General features: G+C 69.7%; 9 protein-coding genes and 2 rRNA genes. 6 read left to right on the plus strand and 5 right to left on the minus strand.

Annotated elements, in window-relative coordinates; all coding sequences use genetic code 11:
• The first annotated feature begins 360 nt into the window (after window positions 1-360).
• A 23S ribosomal RNA gene (locus tag ACTRO_RS27170) occupies window positions 361-3,484 on the plus strand.
• A 106-nt stretch (window positions 3,485-3,590) separates the two neighbouring features.
• Window positions 3,591-3,707, plus strand: a 5S ribosomal RNA gene (rrf, locus tag ACTRO_RS27175).
• Window positions 3,708-4,042: 335 nt separating this feature from the next.
• Here the strand turns inward: rrf and ACTRO_RS27180 are convergent.
• The 5 genes from ACTRO_RS27180 to ACTRO_RS27200 form a co-directional block, all read right to left on the minus strand.
• Complete coding sequence (locus ACTRO_RS27180) at window positions 4,043-5,410, minus strand: DUF58 domain-containing protein (protein WP_034276973.1); 1,368 nt, start codon at window positions 5,408-5,410, stop codon at window positions 4,043-4,045.
• A 218-nt stretch (window positions 5,411-5,628) separates the two neighbouring features.
• Window positions 5,629-6,666 (minus strand): AAA family ATPase, encoded by a 1,038-nt coding sequence (locus ACTRO_RS27185; RefSeq protein WP_051452510.1) that lies wholly within the window; start codon window positions 6,664-6,666, stop codon window positions 5,629-5,631.
• Window positions 6,667-6,752: 86 nt separating this feature from the next.
• Entirely contained in the window at window positions 6,753-8,084 is a 1,332-nt protein-coding gene (locus tag ACTRO_RS43960) for a DUF4350 domain-containing protein (RefSeq protein ID WP_051451465.1), read from the minus strand.
• Window positions 8,081-8,791, minus strand: coding sequence for a DUF4129 domain-containing protein (locus ACTRO_RS43965; protein WP_051451466.1), 711 nt, complete (start codon window positions 8,789-8,791; stop codon window positions 8,081-8,083). The genes ACTRO_RS43960 and ACTRO_RS43965 overlap by 4 nt, the downstream gene beginning before the upstream one ends.
• Complete coding sequence (locus ACTRO_RS27200; RefSeq protein WP_157436472.1) at window positions 8,788-10,002, minus strand: hypothetical protein; 1,215 nt, start codon at window positions 10,000-10,002, stop codon at window positions 8,788-8,790. The genes ACTRO_RS43965 and ACTRO_RS27200 overlap by 4 nt, the downstream gene beginning before the upstream one ends.
• 188 nt (window positions 10,003-10,190) lie before the next feature.
• On the opposite strand from ACTRO_RS27200, the gene mtrA reads away from it, so the two are divergent.
• From mtrA to ACTRO_RS27220, 4 genes are all read left to right on the plus strand, one after another.
• Window positions 10,191-10,868, plus strand: a complete 678-nt coding sequence (mtrA, locus tag ACTRO_RS27205; protein ID WP_034267548.1) for an MtrAB system response regulator MtrA — start codon at window positions 10,191-10,193, stop codon at window positions 10,866-10,868.
• Between the two features lie 58 nt (window positions 10,869-10,926).
• Window positions 10,927-12,774, plus strand: coding sequence for an MtrAB system histidine kinase MtrB (gene mtrB / locus ACTRO_RS27210; RefSeq protein WP_063628080.1), 1,848 nt, complete (start codon window positions 10,927-10,929; stop codon window positions 12,772-12,774).
• Entirely contained in the window at window positions 12,774-14,603 is a 1,830-nt protein-coding gene (locus ACTRO_RS27215; protein ID WP_034267550.1) for an LpqB family beta-propeller domain-containing protein, read from the plus strand. Before mtrB ends, ACTRO_RS27215 begins: the two co-directional genes overlap by 1 nt.
• Window positions 14,604-14,769: 166 nt before the next feature.
• Window positions 14,770-15,489: a ComF family protein gene (locus ACTRO_RS27220; protein ID WP_034267552.1), complete on the plus strand. Its 720-nt coding sequence runs from the start codon at window positions 14,770-14,772 to the stop codon at window positions 15,487-15,489.
• Window positions 15,490-15,740 lie beyond the last annotated feature (251 nt).

Consider the following 15,740-nt stretch of genomic DNA (forward strand, 5'->3'; position numbering starts at 1 on the left):
AGGCCTGTAGTGGGCCGGCCGGGCTAGACCCGCTTCACCGGCGAGTGTCCGGTGGCGGTGCTCATGGGTGGAAACATCGTAGACAGCCGGGTCCCTTCGGGGTCCTGGCGGGCACACTGTTGGGTCCTGAAGGGACAGCCACAGTGGAGCCCGGATCGTGTGGTCCGGGTTCCTCGCGTGTGGTGGGTCTTCTTCGTCCGGGTTCAGGCCTGGGACGTATACCGCGCAGCCTTCCGGGGTTGTGGTCTGGTGGGTTCCTTGGTGGTCTGGGGTTCGGTGGGGTGTTTGTGAACTGGATAGTGGATGCGAGCATCTGAATATCGCCGCGTTTGAGCGGCGAATCAAGTCTGTTCTCTGTGTGTGTAAGTGTTTAAGGGCGCACGGTGGATGCCTTGGTACCAGGAGCCGATGAAGGACGTGTCTGGCCGCGATAGGCCCCGGGGAGCCGCCGAGAGGGCTTTGATCCGGGGGTGTCCGAATGGGGGAACCCGGCACCCGTCATGGGGTGTCACCCTCGCCTGAATGTATAGGGCGAGTGGAGGGAACCCGGGGAAGTGAAACATCTCAGTACCCGGTGGAAGAGAAAACAACATGTGATTCCGTGAGTAGTGGCGAGCGAAAGCGGATCTAGCCTAAACCTTGTGCGTGTGATACCCGGCAGGGGTTGCGTGTGAGGGGTTGTGGGACGTGCCTGGATCGTCTGCCGGCGATCCGACGAGTAAGAAACCTGTGGTGTAGTCGAACGGCATGCGAGTGGCCGACCGTAGTGGGTGAGAGTCCCGTAGACGACATGCTGCAGGCTCGTGGCGCTGTTCCCGAGTAGCGCGGGGCCCGTGAAATCCCGTGTGAATCTGCCAGGACCACCTGGTAAGGCTGAATACTTCCTGGTGACCGATAGTGCACGAGTACCGTGAGGGAAGGGTGAAAAGTACCCCGGGAGGGGAGTGAAAGAGTTCCTGAAACCGTGTGCCTACAATCCGTCGGAGCGTCGTCTCACCGGTAGCGGTGGGGCCGTGACGGCGTGCCTTTTGAAGAATGAGCCTGCGAGTTAGTGGCGCGTGGCGAGGTTAACCCGGGTGGGGTAGCCGTAGCGAAAGCGAGTCCGATAAGGGCGTTTATAGTCGCGCGTTCTAGACCCGAAGCGGAGTGATCTAGCCATGGGCAGGGTGAAGCGCCGGTAAGACGGTGTGGAGGCCCGAACCCACCAGGGTTGAAAACCTGGGGGATGACCTGTGGTTAGGGGTGAAAGGCCAATCAAACTCCGTGATAGCTGGTTCTCCCCGAAATGCATTTAGGTGCAGCGTTGCGTGTGCGTGCCGGAGGTAGGGCGCTGGATGGCCGATGGGCCCGACCAGGTTACTGACGTCAGCCAAACTTCGAATGCCGGTACGTTGAGCGTGGCAGTGAGACTGTGGGGGATAAGCTCCATGGTCGAGAGGGAAACAGCCCAGAACATCGACTAAGGCCCCTAAGCGCGTGCTAAGTGGGAAAGGATGTGGGACCGCGGTGACAACCAGGAGGTTGGCTTAGAAGCAGCCACCCTTGAAAGAGTGCGTAATAGCTCACTGGTCAAGTGGTTCCGCGCCGACAATGTAGCGGGGCTCAAGTACGCCGCCGAAGTCGTGTCAATGCCATGAGCCCGCCCCGGGTCGTTCCGGGGCCAGGTGTGGTGTTGGGTAGGGGAGCGTCGCATGTCCGGTGAAGCGGCCCTGTGAGGGAGTCGTGGAGGGCATGCGAGTGAGAATGCAGGCATGAGTAGCGAATCCACCGTGAGAATCGGTGGCACCGAATGACCAAGGGTTCCTGGGCCAGGCTGTTCCGCCCAGGGTGAGTCGGGACCTAAGGCGAGGCCGACAGGCGTAGTCGATGGACAACGGGTTGATATTCCCGTACCCGCTGTGGACCGCAAGGGCCGAGCCCCGTGATACTAAGCCCGCTGAATCTTCCGGAAGCCTTCGGGCCATGGGAGTGGAGGCCGGTGACCTGATCGGGTAGTAGGCGAGCGATGGAGTGACGCAGGAAGGTAGTTCATCCCGGGCGGTGGTCGTCCCGGGCCAAGCAGGTAGGCCGGCTGGTAGGCAAATCCGCCAGTCATCAAGGCTGAGATGTGATGGGGAGCCCGTAGGGGCGAAGTGGATGATCCTATGCTGTCGAGAAAAGCTTCTAGCGAGGGACACGGCGGCCCGTACCCCAAACCGACACAGGTGGTCAGGTAGAGAATACCGAGGTGTTCGGGTGAACTGTGGTTAAGGAACTCGGCAAAATACCCCCGTAACTTCGGGAGAAGGGGGACCCGTGCTGGTGACGAGCTTCGCGCTCCGAGCTGGTGTGGGTCGCAGAGACCAGCGGGAAGCGACTGTTTACTAAAAACACAGGTCCGTGCGAAGCCGCAAGGCGATGTATACGGACTGACGCCTGCCCGGTGCTGGAACGTTAAGGGGACCCGTCAGCCTCACGGCGAAGCGGTGAACTGAAGCGCCAGTAAACGGCGGTGGTAACTATAACCATCCTAAGGTAGCGAAATTCCTTGTCGGGTAAGTTCCGACCTGCACGAATGGCGTAACGACTTCCCGACTGTCTCAACCACAGGCCCGGTGAAATTGCACTACGAGTAAAGATGCTCGTTTCGCGCAGCAGGACGGAAAGACCCCAGGACCTTTACTATAGCTTGATATTGGTGTCCGGGGCGGCTTGTGTAGGATAGGTGGGAGACTGTGAAGTCGTGGCGCCAGCCATGGTGGAGTCGTTGTTGAAATACCACTCTGGCCGTCTCGGGTGTCTAACCCGGGTCCGTGATCCGGATCGGGGACAGTGTCTGGTGGGTAGTTTAACTGGGGCGGTTGCCTCCTAAAGAGTAACGGAGGCGCCCAAAGGTTCCCTCAGCCTGGTTGGCAATCAGGTGGCGAGTGTAAGTGCACAAGGGGGCTTGACTGTGAGACTGACGGGTCGAGCAGGAGCGAAAGCTGGGACTAGTGATCCGGCGGTGGCTGGTGGAAGCGCCGTCGCTCAACGGATAAAAGGTACCCTGGGGATAACAGGCTGATCTTGCCCAAGAGTCCATATCGACGGCATGGTTTGGCACCTCGATGTCGGCTCGTCGCATCCTGGGGCTGGAGTAGGTCCCAAGGGTTGGGCTGTTCGCCCATTAAAGCGGTACGCGAGCTGGGTTTAGAACGTCGTGAGACAGTTCGGTCCCTATCCGCTGCGCGCGTTGGAGGATTGAGAAGGGCTGTCCCTAGTACGAGAGGACCGGGATGGACGGACCTCTGGTGTGCCAGTTGTCCCGCCAGGGGCATGGCTGGTTGGCTACGTTCGGAAGGGATAACCGCTGAAAGCATCTAAGCGGGAAGCCTGCTTCGAGATGAGTCCTCCCACCACCTTGAGTGGGTAAGGCCCCCTAGAGACCATGGGGTTGATAGGCCGGACATGGAAGCGCCGTGAGGTGTGGAGTGGACCGGTACTAATAGGCCGAGGGCTTACACACCCCAACATAGACTTTCTTGATCTTCTGCTTGCTCGCATCCACTAGCCGGTTCACAGGTACCCGGCCGCTCCCGCCCGGGAGTAGTTGCTAGGAAACCTGAATGACGTGCGGCGGTCATGGCGGCGGGGAAACGCCCGGTCCCATCCCGAACCCGGAAGCTAAGCCCGCCAGCGCCGATGGTACTGCCAGGGAGACCTGGTGGGAGAGTAGGACGCCGCCGCGCAACCCGTAGAGCTGTAGGCTCCCGGACCCGAAACGGTCCAGGGGCCTACAGCCATTTGACGACCTTTCTGTCACCGGCCAGCTGACAGCCTTTCTGTCACGGGACAGAGCCGGCTCGCTGGTGCGTGGCCGCGGTTCTAGCGTCAATCCATGCCGGTGATTGAAGACCGCATCCCCGCACGGATCCAGCGCACCAAGGAGCGGGAACATCGTCTGATCGAGGCCCGAGAGCGTGGCCTCCCAGGGCAATCCACATCCAGCTCGAGCGACGACGGGGTCAGTCTCAGCACCACGTCGGTCGACTTGTCCCGAAGCAGTGCTCAGAGGAAGCAGTGCTTAGAGCTTGCCCTGCGCCTTGAGCGACAGGTACTTGTCCGCGAGCGCGGGGGCGAATTCGGCCGGCACCGCGTCGACGACCTCGACGCCGATGCGGTCGAGCTCGGCCGCGGTGCCGCGGCGGACGCTGAGGGCCAGCTCCGAGGAGGCCGCGGCGAAGACCGCGTTGGCCGTTCCGCGGCCTGCGGCCATCTCCGCGATGCGGGGGTCGGCCACTGAGGCCACGATCACCGTGTGCCGGCGGGCCAGCTGCTTGAGCTCCGGCAGCAGGCCTTCGTGGATGGCGGCGGCGTCCAGACTCGTCAGCAGCACGATCAGGGAGCGATGACGCACCTGCGCGAGGAGCTGGCGGGTCAGGCCGCTGCCGTCGAGCTCGACGAGGGCCGGTTCGAGTCCGGACATGGCGTCGCTGAAGAGCGCGAGCGTGCGGCCGGGGAGGGCGCCGGTGACGGAGGCGCGCAGATCCTGGTCGTAGGCCAGCAGATCCACGCGGTCGCCGGCCCGGGTGGCGAGGGCCGTGAGCAGGAGTGCGGCGTCGATCGCCGAGTCCAGCTTCGGCTCGTCGCCGACGCGGCCGGCGGAGGTGCGACCGGTGTCCAGCGCGATGACCACATGGCGGTCGCGTTCCGGGCGCCACGTGCGCACGACGACGTCGTTGCGGCGGGCGGTGGCTCGCCAGTCGATCGAGCGCACGTCGTCGCCGATCACGTACTCGCGCAGGGAGTCGAACTCGCTGCCCTGGCCGCGCACCAGCACCGATGTGGCGCCGTCGGTCTCCCGCAGGTGCCTGAGCCGCGACGGCAGATGCCTGCGGCTGTGGAACGGCGGCAGCACCCGCAGCCGCCACGGGACCTCGTGCGAGACCTGACGTCCCGCCAGGCCGAAGGGGCCGAAGGTGCGGACCGTCACCAGGTCCGGGTGGCGGTCGCCACGTCGCGTCGGGGTGAGCAGGGTTTCGACCCGCTGCTCGGCTCCCGGGGCCAGGTCCAGCGTGTGGCGCGGCTCGATCGGCAGTCGCCCGGGCGGGGGCGAGGCGGCAGAGCTGCCCGCGTTGGCGGCGGCGGTGCTGCCGGCGCTCGGCGTCCAGGCGTCGCGCAGCACGCCCTGGAGCGGGCGCCGGCCGGTGTTGCGCACCAGCAGCGTGGTGCGCGCCTGCGCGCCCAGACGGACCGTCACATCGCCGGTGCGTTCGAACTCGAGGTCCTGCGGCCGGCCGCACTGGATCAGGTCCAGCGTGATTCCGAAGCCCAGCACCGCTTCGAACGCCGCGATGCACAGCAGACCGGGCACGTGCATCAGGCCTGAGCCCGCGCCGATGAGGACGCTGCCGCAACCGGCTGCGAGGCCGGCCCGGCCGGTGAGCACGATGCTGCGCACGGCGTGCCGGGCGGACTCGGCAGTGGTGCCGGAAGCCGGAGTGAGCGCCGGCGACGGTGCCAACGGGAGGAGCGCGGTCGGGGCGACAGGCGCGGCGGTGGACGGCCACGCGCCGCCTTGGAGCTGGAGGGTAGGCGCGAGCACCGGCCCCGGCACCTGTGTGGCCGGAGCCTGGACCGGCTTGCCCGTACCGCGCCTGCTGCCCATGATCACCGCGGGACGACCACGGCGCCGAGGATCGAATCGAGCACCGAGTCGGCCGAGACGCCCTCGAGCTCCATCTCCGGGCGCAGCCGGACGCGGTGCCGCATCACCGGCTTCGCCAGCGACTTCACGTCATCGGGGGTCACGTAGTCGCGGCCGGAGAGCCACGCCCAGGCCCGCGAGGCCTGCAGCAGCGCGGTCGCGCCACGGGGCGAGACGCCGACCTCGAACGCGGCCGAGCTGCGGGTGGCGCGGACCAGGTCGGCGATGTAGCCCAGGACCTCCTGCGCCGCCGTCACCTTGCGCACGGCCGCCCTGGCCACGGCCAGTTCCTCGGGGCCGGCCACCGCGCGCACGCCCGCCGCCGCGAGGTCGCGCGGGTCGAAGCCCTGGGCGTGCCGCTGGAGCACCGCGATCTCCTCGTCCCGGGTCGGGAGCGGGAGCACGAGCTTGAGCAGGAACCGGTCGAGCTGCGCCTCCGGCAGCGGATAGGTGCCCTCGAACTCGAGCGGGTTCTGCGTAGCGGCGACGAGGAACGGGGTGGGCAGCGGACGGGACTCGCCGTCCGCCGAGACCTGCCGCTCCTCCATCGCCTCGAGCAGCGCCGCCTGCGTCTTCGGCGGCGTGCGGTTGATCTCGTCCGCGAGCAGGAGGTTGGTGAACACCGGGCCCTCGCGGAAGGAGAACTCCGCGGTCCGCGCGTCGTAGACCAGCGAGCCGGTGATGTCGCCCGGCATCAGGTCCGGCGTGAACTGGACTCGCTTGGTGTCCAGGGAGATCGAGGCGGACAGCGCGCGCACCAGGAGGGTCTTGGCGACCCCGGGCACGCCCTCGAGCAGCACGTGCCCCTGCGAGAGCAGCGCGATCACCATGCCGGTGACGGCGGCGTCCTGGCCCACGACGGCCTTGGCCACCTCCGCCCGGACGGCGCGCAGCGCTTGGAGCGCCGCGGCCGACTCGGCGGAAGGGGCCGGGGCGACCGGCGTGGCCGGCAGCGTGGCGTCGTAGGGCTGCGCCTGCTGCGGGACCGCCTGCGCCGTCATCGGCTGCGGCGGTGCGGCCGGCTGCTGCTGGGGTATCCCGGGGACGCCGTCGCTCACCGGCGTGACATGTGTGGCTCCGGACTCGCTCACCGCGACCGGACCTCCTGTTCCAATCGGTCGAGCTGGTCGGTCAGCCGCACCAGTTCTGCTTCGGTCTGCGGCACGGCGCCCGCGAGGACGGCGTGCACCTCCTCGGGTGTGCGCCCCAGCCGTGCCGCCAGCGGCGCCACCAGGGTCTGCGGAGCTCGGCCCGCCGGCCCGGCCGGCAGGCCGAGCAGCGGCGCGATCCGGCGGGCGGTGGCTGCTCGCAGCAGTGCGGCCGCGCGGCCGTGCGCGGCCGCCCTGCGGTAGAGATTCGCGTGGCCCTCGACCGTCTCGGCCGCGCGGACCCGCACCGGCAGGGCCTCGCCCACCAGCCGGCCCATCCGCCGGGCCCGCCAATAGGCCAGGGCCGCGGCCGCGATCGCCAACTGCAGCACCGCCCACCAGATCCAGTGCGGCAGCAGGGAGTTCACCTGGCGCGCATTCGCGCTCCCTGGAGGGGGAACCGGGGTTGCGGTCGGGTTGCCGTTGCCGTAAGGGTTCTGCGTGCTCGGCTGGCCGTCGCCGCCGCAGGCCGTGCTGCAGCCGAGGTTCGGATCCTCGGTGAACGAGGTGGCCAGCCAGACCAGTTCGCTGTGCGCGCCGAACAGCGACAGCGCCAGGGCCGCGTCGCCGTCGTCGGCCAGGTACTGGTCCTCCGTGAATGTGGTGCTGCCGAGCACGACGACGTCGCCACCGGTATCGCTGTCGTTCGCCGTGACCATCATGGCCCCGCGCCCGCCGCCATCAGCCTCGACGTCGTAGCAGCCGGTCACGTCGGTCGCGAAGTCCGAACCCGCCGGCGTGTCGTCGGCGGGCGGACTGGCGGACGGGCTCGCCGACGCCGTCGTCCCGTCGGCACCGCCGATGGAGAAGTACTCGGTGGTGCCGGGCGCGCGGACCGATCCGGCCGTGGCCGCGTCGGTCTGGTCGCAGGACGGATCGAGCTGCCCCGCGTTCTGCTCGGCGTCGTGCGTCGTGCCGGCCGGCCTCACCCCGGGCGCGAAGGCCGCGAGCACCGCCGGATCGTCGGTCAGGATGACGACCCGGCCCCAGTCGCCCGTGGCCAACTCCGCGATCTCGAACGGTTCCAGCGCGACCTCGTCGCCGTCGATGACGAGGGTGGCGTCCGGATTCCCGTAGGAGATGACCTCGTCCACATCCTCGGCGGTGTCGTACTCGACGCCGTTGCGAATCAGGATATTGAGCATCGCGTCGTTGCTGGTCGGGTCGATCAGCGTGCTGGAATCCGCGCGGGCCACCGCGCTCGGGCCGAGCGCGAGCGCGGCCGCGGCCAGCACCAGCGCGGCCCGGGAACCCTTGCCCCGCAGGCTCATCGGCTCACCGCCTGGGCGGCGCCGGTGCTCACGGCCTGGTCGACGCCGCTGATCACGGCGTAGCCCTCAGGCGTGCCGGAGTACTCGCCGTATTCGACCTCGTCGAAAGCGCGCGCGGCTTCGCGCAGCGCGTCGGCGTGCTCGGGCAGCAGCAGGCCGGCGTCTCGGGCGGCCTCGTCGGCGGTGCGGTCGCGGCGCTCCGGCAGCAGGCCCCGTTCGTCGAGCACCGCGATGACCGCGCGGAAGCGCTCGCGGATGGCCTCCTGCCAGTCTGCTTCGCCGGCGGCCTGCTCGGCTTGGTGCCGGTGCAAGGCGGCCCCGGTCAACGGGATCACGATCGGCGCCGCAGGATGCTTCGACTTCTGCTTCGCCTTGTCCGGGGTCTTCTCCTCGCCGGTCTTCTTCTCGTCCTTGTCCCGGCCCCATCGCGGCATGCCGACCTTGCGCAGAATCAGCAGCAGTGCCACCCCGAAGACGATGATGAGCACGATCACCAGCACCGTGGTCGTGCCGGAGGAGGCGTGGTGCGCCGCGGCCTGGGTCGGCGTGGGCGTCGGCGTCGGATGCGGCGGAGTGGAGGCCTGGCTCGGCGACGGCGAAGGGGACGGCGAGAGGTGGTACTTGCCCTGCGCCAGCTCCTGCTGGGCCATCTTCTGGGCCTGCTGCCGGCTGGGTGTCATCGGCGCGTCGGCGCGCAGCGCGTTCACGTGTTCGGGCCTCCGCCCGTCCGCCGCGGTGCGTTCTGCGCGAGTCGCGCCCAGGCGATGCGGATGTCGAGTCCCTCCCGGCGGAAACGGCGGTCCACGTACAGCAGCACGGCCGTCGCGGACCGGTACGGCGTGGTCAGCAACAGGGTCACCAGGTATATCAAGGCGTAGAGCAGCAGCCACCAGCTGAAGCCGGGGCTGCCGGGCAGGCCGGCGAACTGCCCGCCGACACCGTAGGTCTCGCGCAGCTCCCTGCCGCAGAAGTCCAGCGCCGCGGTCGCGAGCGCGACGATGAACAGCGCGAGCAGGCAGGTCCAGCCCGCCCGGACCACGCCCTGCCGGGCCAGCCGGCGCGACCGGCGCAGCGCCGCCCGCACGCCGACGCCCTCCAGCGTCGAGGCCGGCGCCGCGACCGCGGTCGTGGCGGTGACCAGGAAGCAGGGCACGCCGAGGAAGATGGCGATCATCGCGAGCCAGCCCCCCGCCGCCATGCCCGGATGCACCGCGGTGGCCCGGCTGAGCAGGGCGAGCGCGGCGACGAGGGCGATCCGCGGCAGCGAGGTGATCAGCGCGAGCGTCCACAGCCGGGCGACCCGGCCGCGCAGCAAGGCGCGCAGTGCCGACGCGTCGGCCGGCTCGGCGTCGACGTACGCCTTGACCGACGGGGCGAACAAGCCGGCCACGATGGTGGCGGCGAAGCCGGAGCAGACCACTGCGATGAGGATCTCGGTGGTGGTCAGGCAGAATTTCTCACTCCCGCTGGGGGCGAGGTGGAACTCGTTCTGGCCGTCGAAGTCCACCGTGCTCCACATCGGGTGGGCCCGCACGGCCGAGGCCACGACCCGGTTGACCCACCAGGTCAGCGCGAAGGCGAGGGCGCCGAACCCGGAGACGACCAGGCCCGCGCGCACCAGCAGGAACCGGGGCACGCTCGGCACCGCGGCCACCGCGCCGTCGATCAGCTCCAGCACGGTCATCGGGCGAAGCGGGATGGGCCGCTGCCGGAACTCCCGGCGCCGGGCCGGCCGCAGCGAAGCCCGGTCCGTCGAGGCGGCGGCGCCGGCGGCCGGCGCCGCGAGCCCCGAGGGGTCGGCGGAGGCCCGGATCCCGGCCGTCGCGGAGGCGGACGGCGAGGCCCACGGCCTGGCCGCCTCGGTTCCCGGAGTCTCGGGCAATTCCCCACCCTCAGCACGCGATTCGTCGAACTCCACGCGGTGTCTCCCGCAACCGCGTAGGGTGCAGATTCTGTCATGCCAGGTGGAGACAAATCCACTGAGTGAGACCGCCGATCGCGACCGATCCGAGTCCCCGGGGACCTTGTCGACTACGCGAACTAGGTGTGAAGTTGTCGCTGTATGCGAGGATGTCCGAGTAACCGTGTGGAAGGAGCGAACCCCGCATGAAGGGTCGCGTGCTGATCGTCGACGACGACACGGCGTTGGCGGAGATGTTGGGCATCGTCCTGCGTGGCGAGGGCTTCGAGACCGCCGCGGTCGCCGACGGGGACCGCGCGTTCAGCGCCTTCCGGGAGTTCAAGCCGGACCTCGTGCTGCTGGACCTGATGCTGCCCGGCCGGGACGGGATCGACGTGGCCCGGCAGATCCGGGCCGAGTCCGGGGTGCCCATCGTCATGCTGACCGCGAAGAGCGACACGGTGGACGTGGTGGTCGGGCTCGAGTCCGGCGCGGACGACTACGTGATCAAGCCGTTCAAGCCGAAGGAGCTGGTGGCGCGGGTGCGCGCGCGGCTGCGCCGGGCGGACGAGCCGAAGCCGGAGACCCTGGCTATCGGCGACCTGACCATCGACGTGGCCGGGCACTCGGTCAAGCGCGGCGGCGAGCCGATCGCGCTGACCCCGCTGGAGTTCGACCTGCTGGTCGCCCTCGCCCGCAAGCCGTGGCAGGTCTTCACCCGCGAGGTGCTGCTCGAGCAGGTCTGGGGCTACCGGCACGCGGCCGACACCCGGCTGGTGAACGTGCACGTCCAGCGGCTGCGCTCGAAGATCGAGCACGACCCGGAGAAGCCGGAGATCGTCATCACGGTCCGCGGTGTCGGGTACAAGGCCGGTCCGGCCTGAGCGGCGCAGCGCGGACGCGATGCGTGATGGGGAACGACGCGATGGGTGACTGCTGATCATGGCGCTGAGGTTGCGCCGGTGGGGCGCGGCCGCGCTGCGCTTCCCCGGCCGGGTGCGCTTCCACTGGCGCCGCTCCCTGCAGTTCCGGGTGGTGGCGGTGACGATGGTGCTCTCCGTCATCGTCGCCGTCGGGCTCGGCGAGTACGTGGCCGACCGGGTCGCCCGCGGGCTGGAGTCGACCCGGCTGACCGTGGCCGCCGGGGTGGCCGAGTCCGGCTTCTCCCAGGCGCAGGCCCAGCTGACGAACATGAGCACCGCGACCAGCAGCGGGAACGTCGACTCCGAGGTGCGCGCGCTGACCAACCAGCTCAACCGGGGGTCGGCCGGCGGTCAGCTCTACCAGGTCGCGGTGGAACTGGTCACCGACAAGAACGCGCCCGAGTTCCAGAAGGGGCTGCCCCCCTTCGACGCGTCCACGCTGCCGACCACGCTGCGCAACCAGCTCAAGGCGCCCGGCAACGCCAACCAGACCTTCCAGGAGTACGCGGTCCTGCAGGAGAACGGCCAGGACGTGCCGTCGGTCGTCTTCGCCAAGCGGGTGTCGGTCAACTCCGGGGCCACCGCGGACATCTACTACGCCTTCCCGCTGGCCCAGGACCAGCAGACGCTGAACCTGGTCGAGGAGTCGCTCGCGCTGGCCGGGCTGATCCTGGTGCTCGCGGTGGCCGGGATCGCCTGGTTCGTCACCCGGCAGGTGGTGGTGCCGGTGCGGATGGCCGCGACCATCGCCGAGCGGCTGGCCGCCGGGCGCCTGGACGAGCAGATGCGGGTGCGCGGGGAGGACGACCTGGCCTCGCTGGCCACGTCCTTCAACAAGATGGCGATGAACCTGCAGAGCCAGATCCGGCGGCTCGAGGAGCTCTCCCGGATGCAGCGCCGGTTCGTCTCGGACGTCTCGCACGAGCTGCGCACCCCGCTGACCACGGTGCGGATGGCCGCCGACGTGATCCACGACGAGCGCGAGAGCTTCGACCCGACCGTGGCCCGCTCGGCCGAGCTGCTCCAGACCCAGCTCGACCGGTTCGAGGAGCTGCTGGCGGACCTGCTGGAGATCAGCCGCTTCGACGCCGGCGCCGCGGTGCTCGACGCCGAACCGGTGGACCTGCGGCTGCTGTGCCAGAAGGTGGTGGACACGGCCGCGCCGCTGGCCGAGCGCAAGGGCAGCCGGGTGGTCACCCGCTTCCCGGAGGACCCGGCGGTGGCCGAGGTGGACACCCGCCGGATCGACCGGATCCTGCGCAACCTGGTGGTCAACGCGATCGAGCACGGCGAGGGCAAGGACGTGGTCGTCACCGTCGCGGGGGACGAGGACGCGGTCGCGGTGAGCGTGCGCGACTACGGTGTGGGGCTGCGCCCCGGCGAGTCCTCGCTGGTGTTCAACCGGTTCTGGCGGGCCGACCCGGCCCGGGCCCGGACCACCGGCGGGACGGGCCTCGGCCTGTCCATCGCGCTCGAGGACGCCAAGCTGCACCGCGGCTGGCTGCAGGCCTGGGGCGAGCCGGGCGGGGGCACCCAGTTCCGGCTGACCGTGCCGCGCACGGTGGGCACCGAGCTGCTGCACTCGCCGATCCGGCTGGAGCCGGAGGACTCGCAGCACCATCAGCGGCACCGCCGGCTGCCGCCGGCCTCGTCGCAGACCCGCGGGCTGGTGCGCACGACCGCGGCGCAGCCCTCGGCGCTCGCGAGCTCGGCCTCCCGGCTGGAGCTGACCACGAGCACCTTCGTGCTGCCCGGCCTGGACCCGGAGCCGGACGAGGCGCGGCCGCCGGCCCCGCCGGCCGCGGATCAGGACAGCACCGCCGGCGACGAGGCCGGGCGGGCGCACGACGAGGGGGAACACGGGTGATGACCGGGCGCGGCCTCGGACGGCCGCTGCGGGTGGCCGCGCTCGGCGCGCTGGCGGCGTGCACGGCCGGCTGTGTGGGCCTGCAGACGAGCGGGCCGGTCACTCCGGTGACGCAGGCGGACCTCGGCGGCTCGGACGTGCGCACGCTGCCCTCGCCGCCGTTCCCGGGGGAGCAGCCGAGCGCGATCGTCGCCGCCTTCCTGCAGTCGGCGGCCAGCGGGTCGGAGAACCTCGCCACCACCGACGCCTATCTGACCGGCTCCGCCGTGCAGGAGTGGAAGCAGGACCAGGACAACGTCCTCGTGCTCGCCGACGGCAGCCAGGGTTCGGCGAACCCGGGCGGCTCGGTCTCCGACGACGTGACGTTCGCGACCGAGACCTTCACCGGGGACCTCGTCGGCACGCTGGACGAGAACCAGCAGTACCAGGCGCAGGCGGTCGCCATGCAGTACACCTTCGAGCTGACGAAGACGAAGCAGGGCTTCCGGATATCCCATCTGCCCGACGATTTCGGCGTGGTGGTCCAGCAGAACGATTTCGTCTCCGAATACGCCCTGCAGGACATCTACTTCGGCAACGCGGCGCTCAACAACACCAAGCTGATCCCGACTCAGGTGTACCTGCCCGCGAGCGACACCGATCTGGTCGCCGCGAACAAGCTCACCGATCTGGAGCTGCTCGGCGTGCCGGCCCGCCTCGGGTCGGCGGCGAGCAGCGGCGTGGGCAAGGCGGTGCGCAAGGGCTCCGTGCAGTTCGAGGCCGACGACACGATCCAGGTGACCCTGGCCGGGACGCCCTGCTCCAAGCCGCACGCGGACTGCGACCAGTTCGCCATGCAGCTGGCGGCGACCTTCAGCAACGGCCTGAGCAGCACGAAGGTGAACATGGTGCGGGTCCTCGACGCCGGGGACTCGGCGTCGGGCCAGGCGAACGCCCCCAGCGCGAGCTACGACTACGGCGTCGGCGGCCGGGCCGAGAAGGTCCCCAACGTCTACATGGTCTCCGCGGACGGCCAGGTGGAGCTGATCAGCCTCAACCCGAGCTCGACCGGGGGCACGAACGCGCCCAAGGTGGTGGCGATCGGGCCGGGCAAGACCAAGTTCGGCCACGTCGCGGTGCAGCCCGGGCAGACCCGGCTCAATCTCGCGCTGACCAGCCAGGACGGCAAGAACCTGTATCTGGTCAACCAGGTGCCCTACACCGGCGGTCTGCACGCGGTGTTCACCGGCCAGGACATCTCCTCGCTCAGCTGGGACGAGTCCGGCCACCTGTGGTTCACCGCGGTGAGCAACGGCGTCACCCAGGTCTACCGCTACAGCGACGGGAACTACTACCAGGTCCAGCTCGAGGGGCTCACCGGTGAGGTGAAGTCGGTCGCCGCCGCGCCCGACTCGGACCGGGTGGCGGTCGCCTACAGCGCCGGCGGCTCGTCCGATTCCCCCGAGTCGATCGTGATCGGCGCGGCGGCCGTCCAGCCCGACGGCACCGGGACGCTCGACCTCACCGACGCGGAGACCGTGGTCGACTCCTGGAACGACATCTCCGACTTCGGCTGGTACAACGAGGATTCGCTCGCGGTGCTGGGCACCCCGGCCACCGCGGCCTCGCTGCGGCTCTACCGGCTCTACGCCGACGGGTCGCCGGTCTACGACGCGCTGACCCAGCAGCAGGTCGAACCGAGCCCGGTCACCGACACCACGGCCATGTGCTGGAACGCCGACGGGCAGCCGATCGTCTCGACCAAGGAGGGCAAGCTCTACGAGCTGTCCGTGGAGGGACAGGACGCGCAGCCGTTGACGGACGGCCCGGTCTCCTCGCCGAGCTACTGACCCAGGCCGAGCGGCCGGCAGACTCCTGCGTCCGCGGTACCGCGACCAGGCGGGGCGCGTGGATCCGCGGCGCGCGGCGCACGTCGGCGCATCCGTGCGTGCGCTTGCGGATCGGCGCGCTCGTGGGTACTGACGTCTGCTCAGCGGCCGCCCTATCATCAGTCAGATGAGGCTCAAGAGCTGGGGACTGCTGCTGGCTGACCTGCTGCTGCCGCTGGAATGCGCGGGTTGCGGCGAGTCGAGGTCCCGATCCGGGCTGGCCGGGCTGTGCACCCTGTGCGCGCTGAGCCTGTCCGGTCCGCCGCTGCCCGCCCGGCTGCCGCGGCCGGAGGCCGGGCTGGGCCCGGTGCCGCCGGTGCACGCGCTCGCGGCGTACCTGGACCCGGTGCCGGAGATCATCATCGCGCAGAAGGAGCACGGCCGGCTCGACCTCGCCCGCCCGCTCGGCGAGGAGCTGGCCCGGGCGGCGGAGGCGGCCGCGGCCGGGGCCGACCCGCTCTGGCTGGTGCCGGTGCCCTCGACCCGCGCGGCCACGCTGCGGCGCGGCCAGGACCCGATGCTGCGGATGGCCCGGGTGGCCGCCCGGCGGCTGCGCGAGTCCGGCCGCAGCGCCGCGGTGCTGCCCGCGCTCACCCACCGGCGCAAGGTGGCCGACCAGGCCGGGCTCGGCCGCCGGGCGCGGGCCGAGAACCTGGCCGGCGCGCTCGCCGTGCGCGGGGGCAGCGCGCGGCTGCTCGGGGAGCGGGCCGTGGTGCTCCTGGACGACGTGGTCACCAGCGGGGCGACGCTGGCCGAGGCGGCCCGGGCGCTGAGCGCGGCCGGGAGCACGCCGGTGGGCGCCGCGGTGCTGGCCGCGTCCCGGTTGCGCCAGAGCCCGTCGCGGTGAACGCTGGGTGTATCTCATCTTTCACCCGCGTGGATGAGCGGGAGCCGCTTGGCTCTACCGTATGCGGGCCCAGGGGATTAGTTTCCTGAATACGAGGAAACACGATCAGCCAGGGGCGGCCCGCGGGGCCGCGCTACCCGAACCGATCCGCTCTAAACGAGAGGCTTCTATCCCCGCATTTCCATTCATCCGCGGATGGTTCGGGCGTATGGTCGATCAAGCCTGACGGAACGAGCGAGAGGGATGCACCC

The sequence above is a fragment of the Actinospica robiniae DSM 44927 genome (assembly GCF_000504285.1).
Lineage (GTDB): Bacteria > Actinomycetota > Actinomycetes > Streptomycetales > Catenulisporaceae > Actinospica > Actinospica robiniae.

Coding starts and splice junctions, on each gene's coding strand:
- ACTRO_RS27185 (WP_051452510.1), bottom strand. CDS start 6,666: ATGACGGCGCAGGCGGTCCCGCAGCAGGCGCAGCCCTACGACGCCACG.
- ACTRO_RS43960 (WP_051451465.1), bottom strand. CDS start 8,084: ATGAGCCTGCGGGGCAAGGGTTCCCGGGCCGCGCTGGTGCTGGCCGCG.
- ACTRO_RS27220 (WP_034267552.1), top strand. CDS start 14,770: ATGAGGCTCAAGAGCTGGGGACTGCTGCTGGCTGACCTGCTGCTGCCG.
- ACTRO_RS27215 (WP_034267550.1), top strand. CDS start 12,774: ATGACCGGGCGCGGCCTCGGACGGCCGCTGCGGGTGGCCGCGCTCGGC.
- mtrA (WP_034267548.1), top strand. CDS start 10,191: ATGAAGGGTCGCGTGCTGATCGTCGACGACGACACGGCGTTGGCGGAG.
- mtrB (WP_063628080.1), top strand. CDS start 10,927: ATGGCGCTGAGGTTGCGCCGGTGGGGCGCGGCCGCGCTGCGCTTCCCC.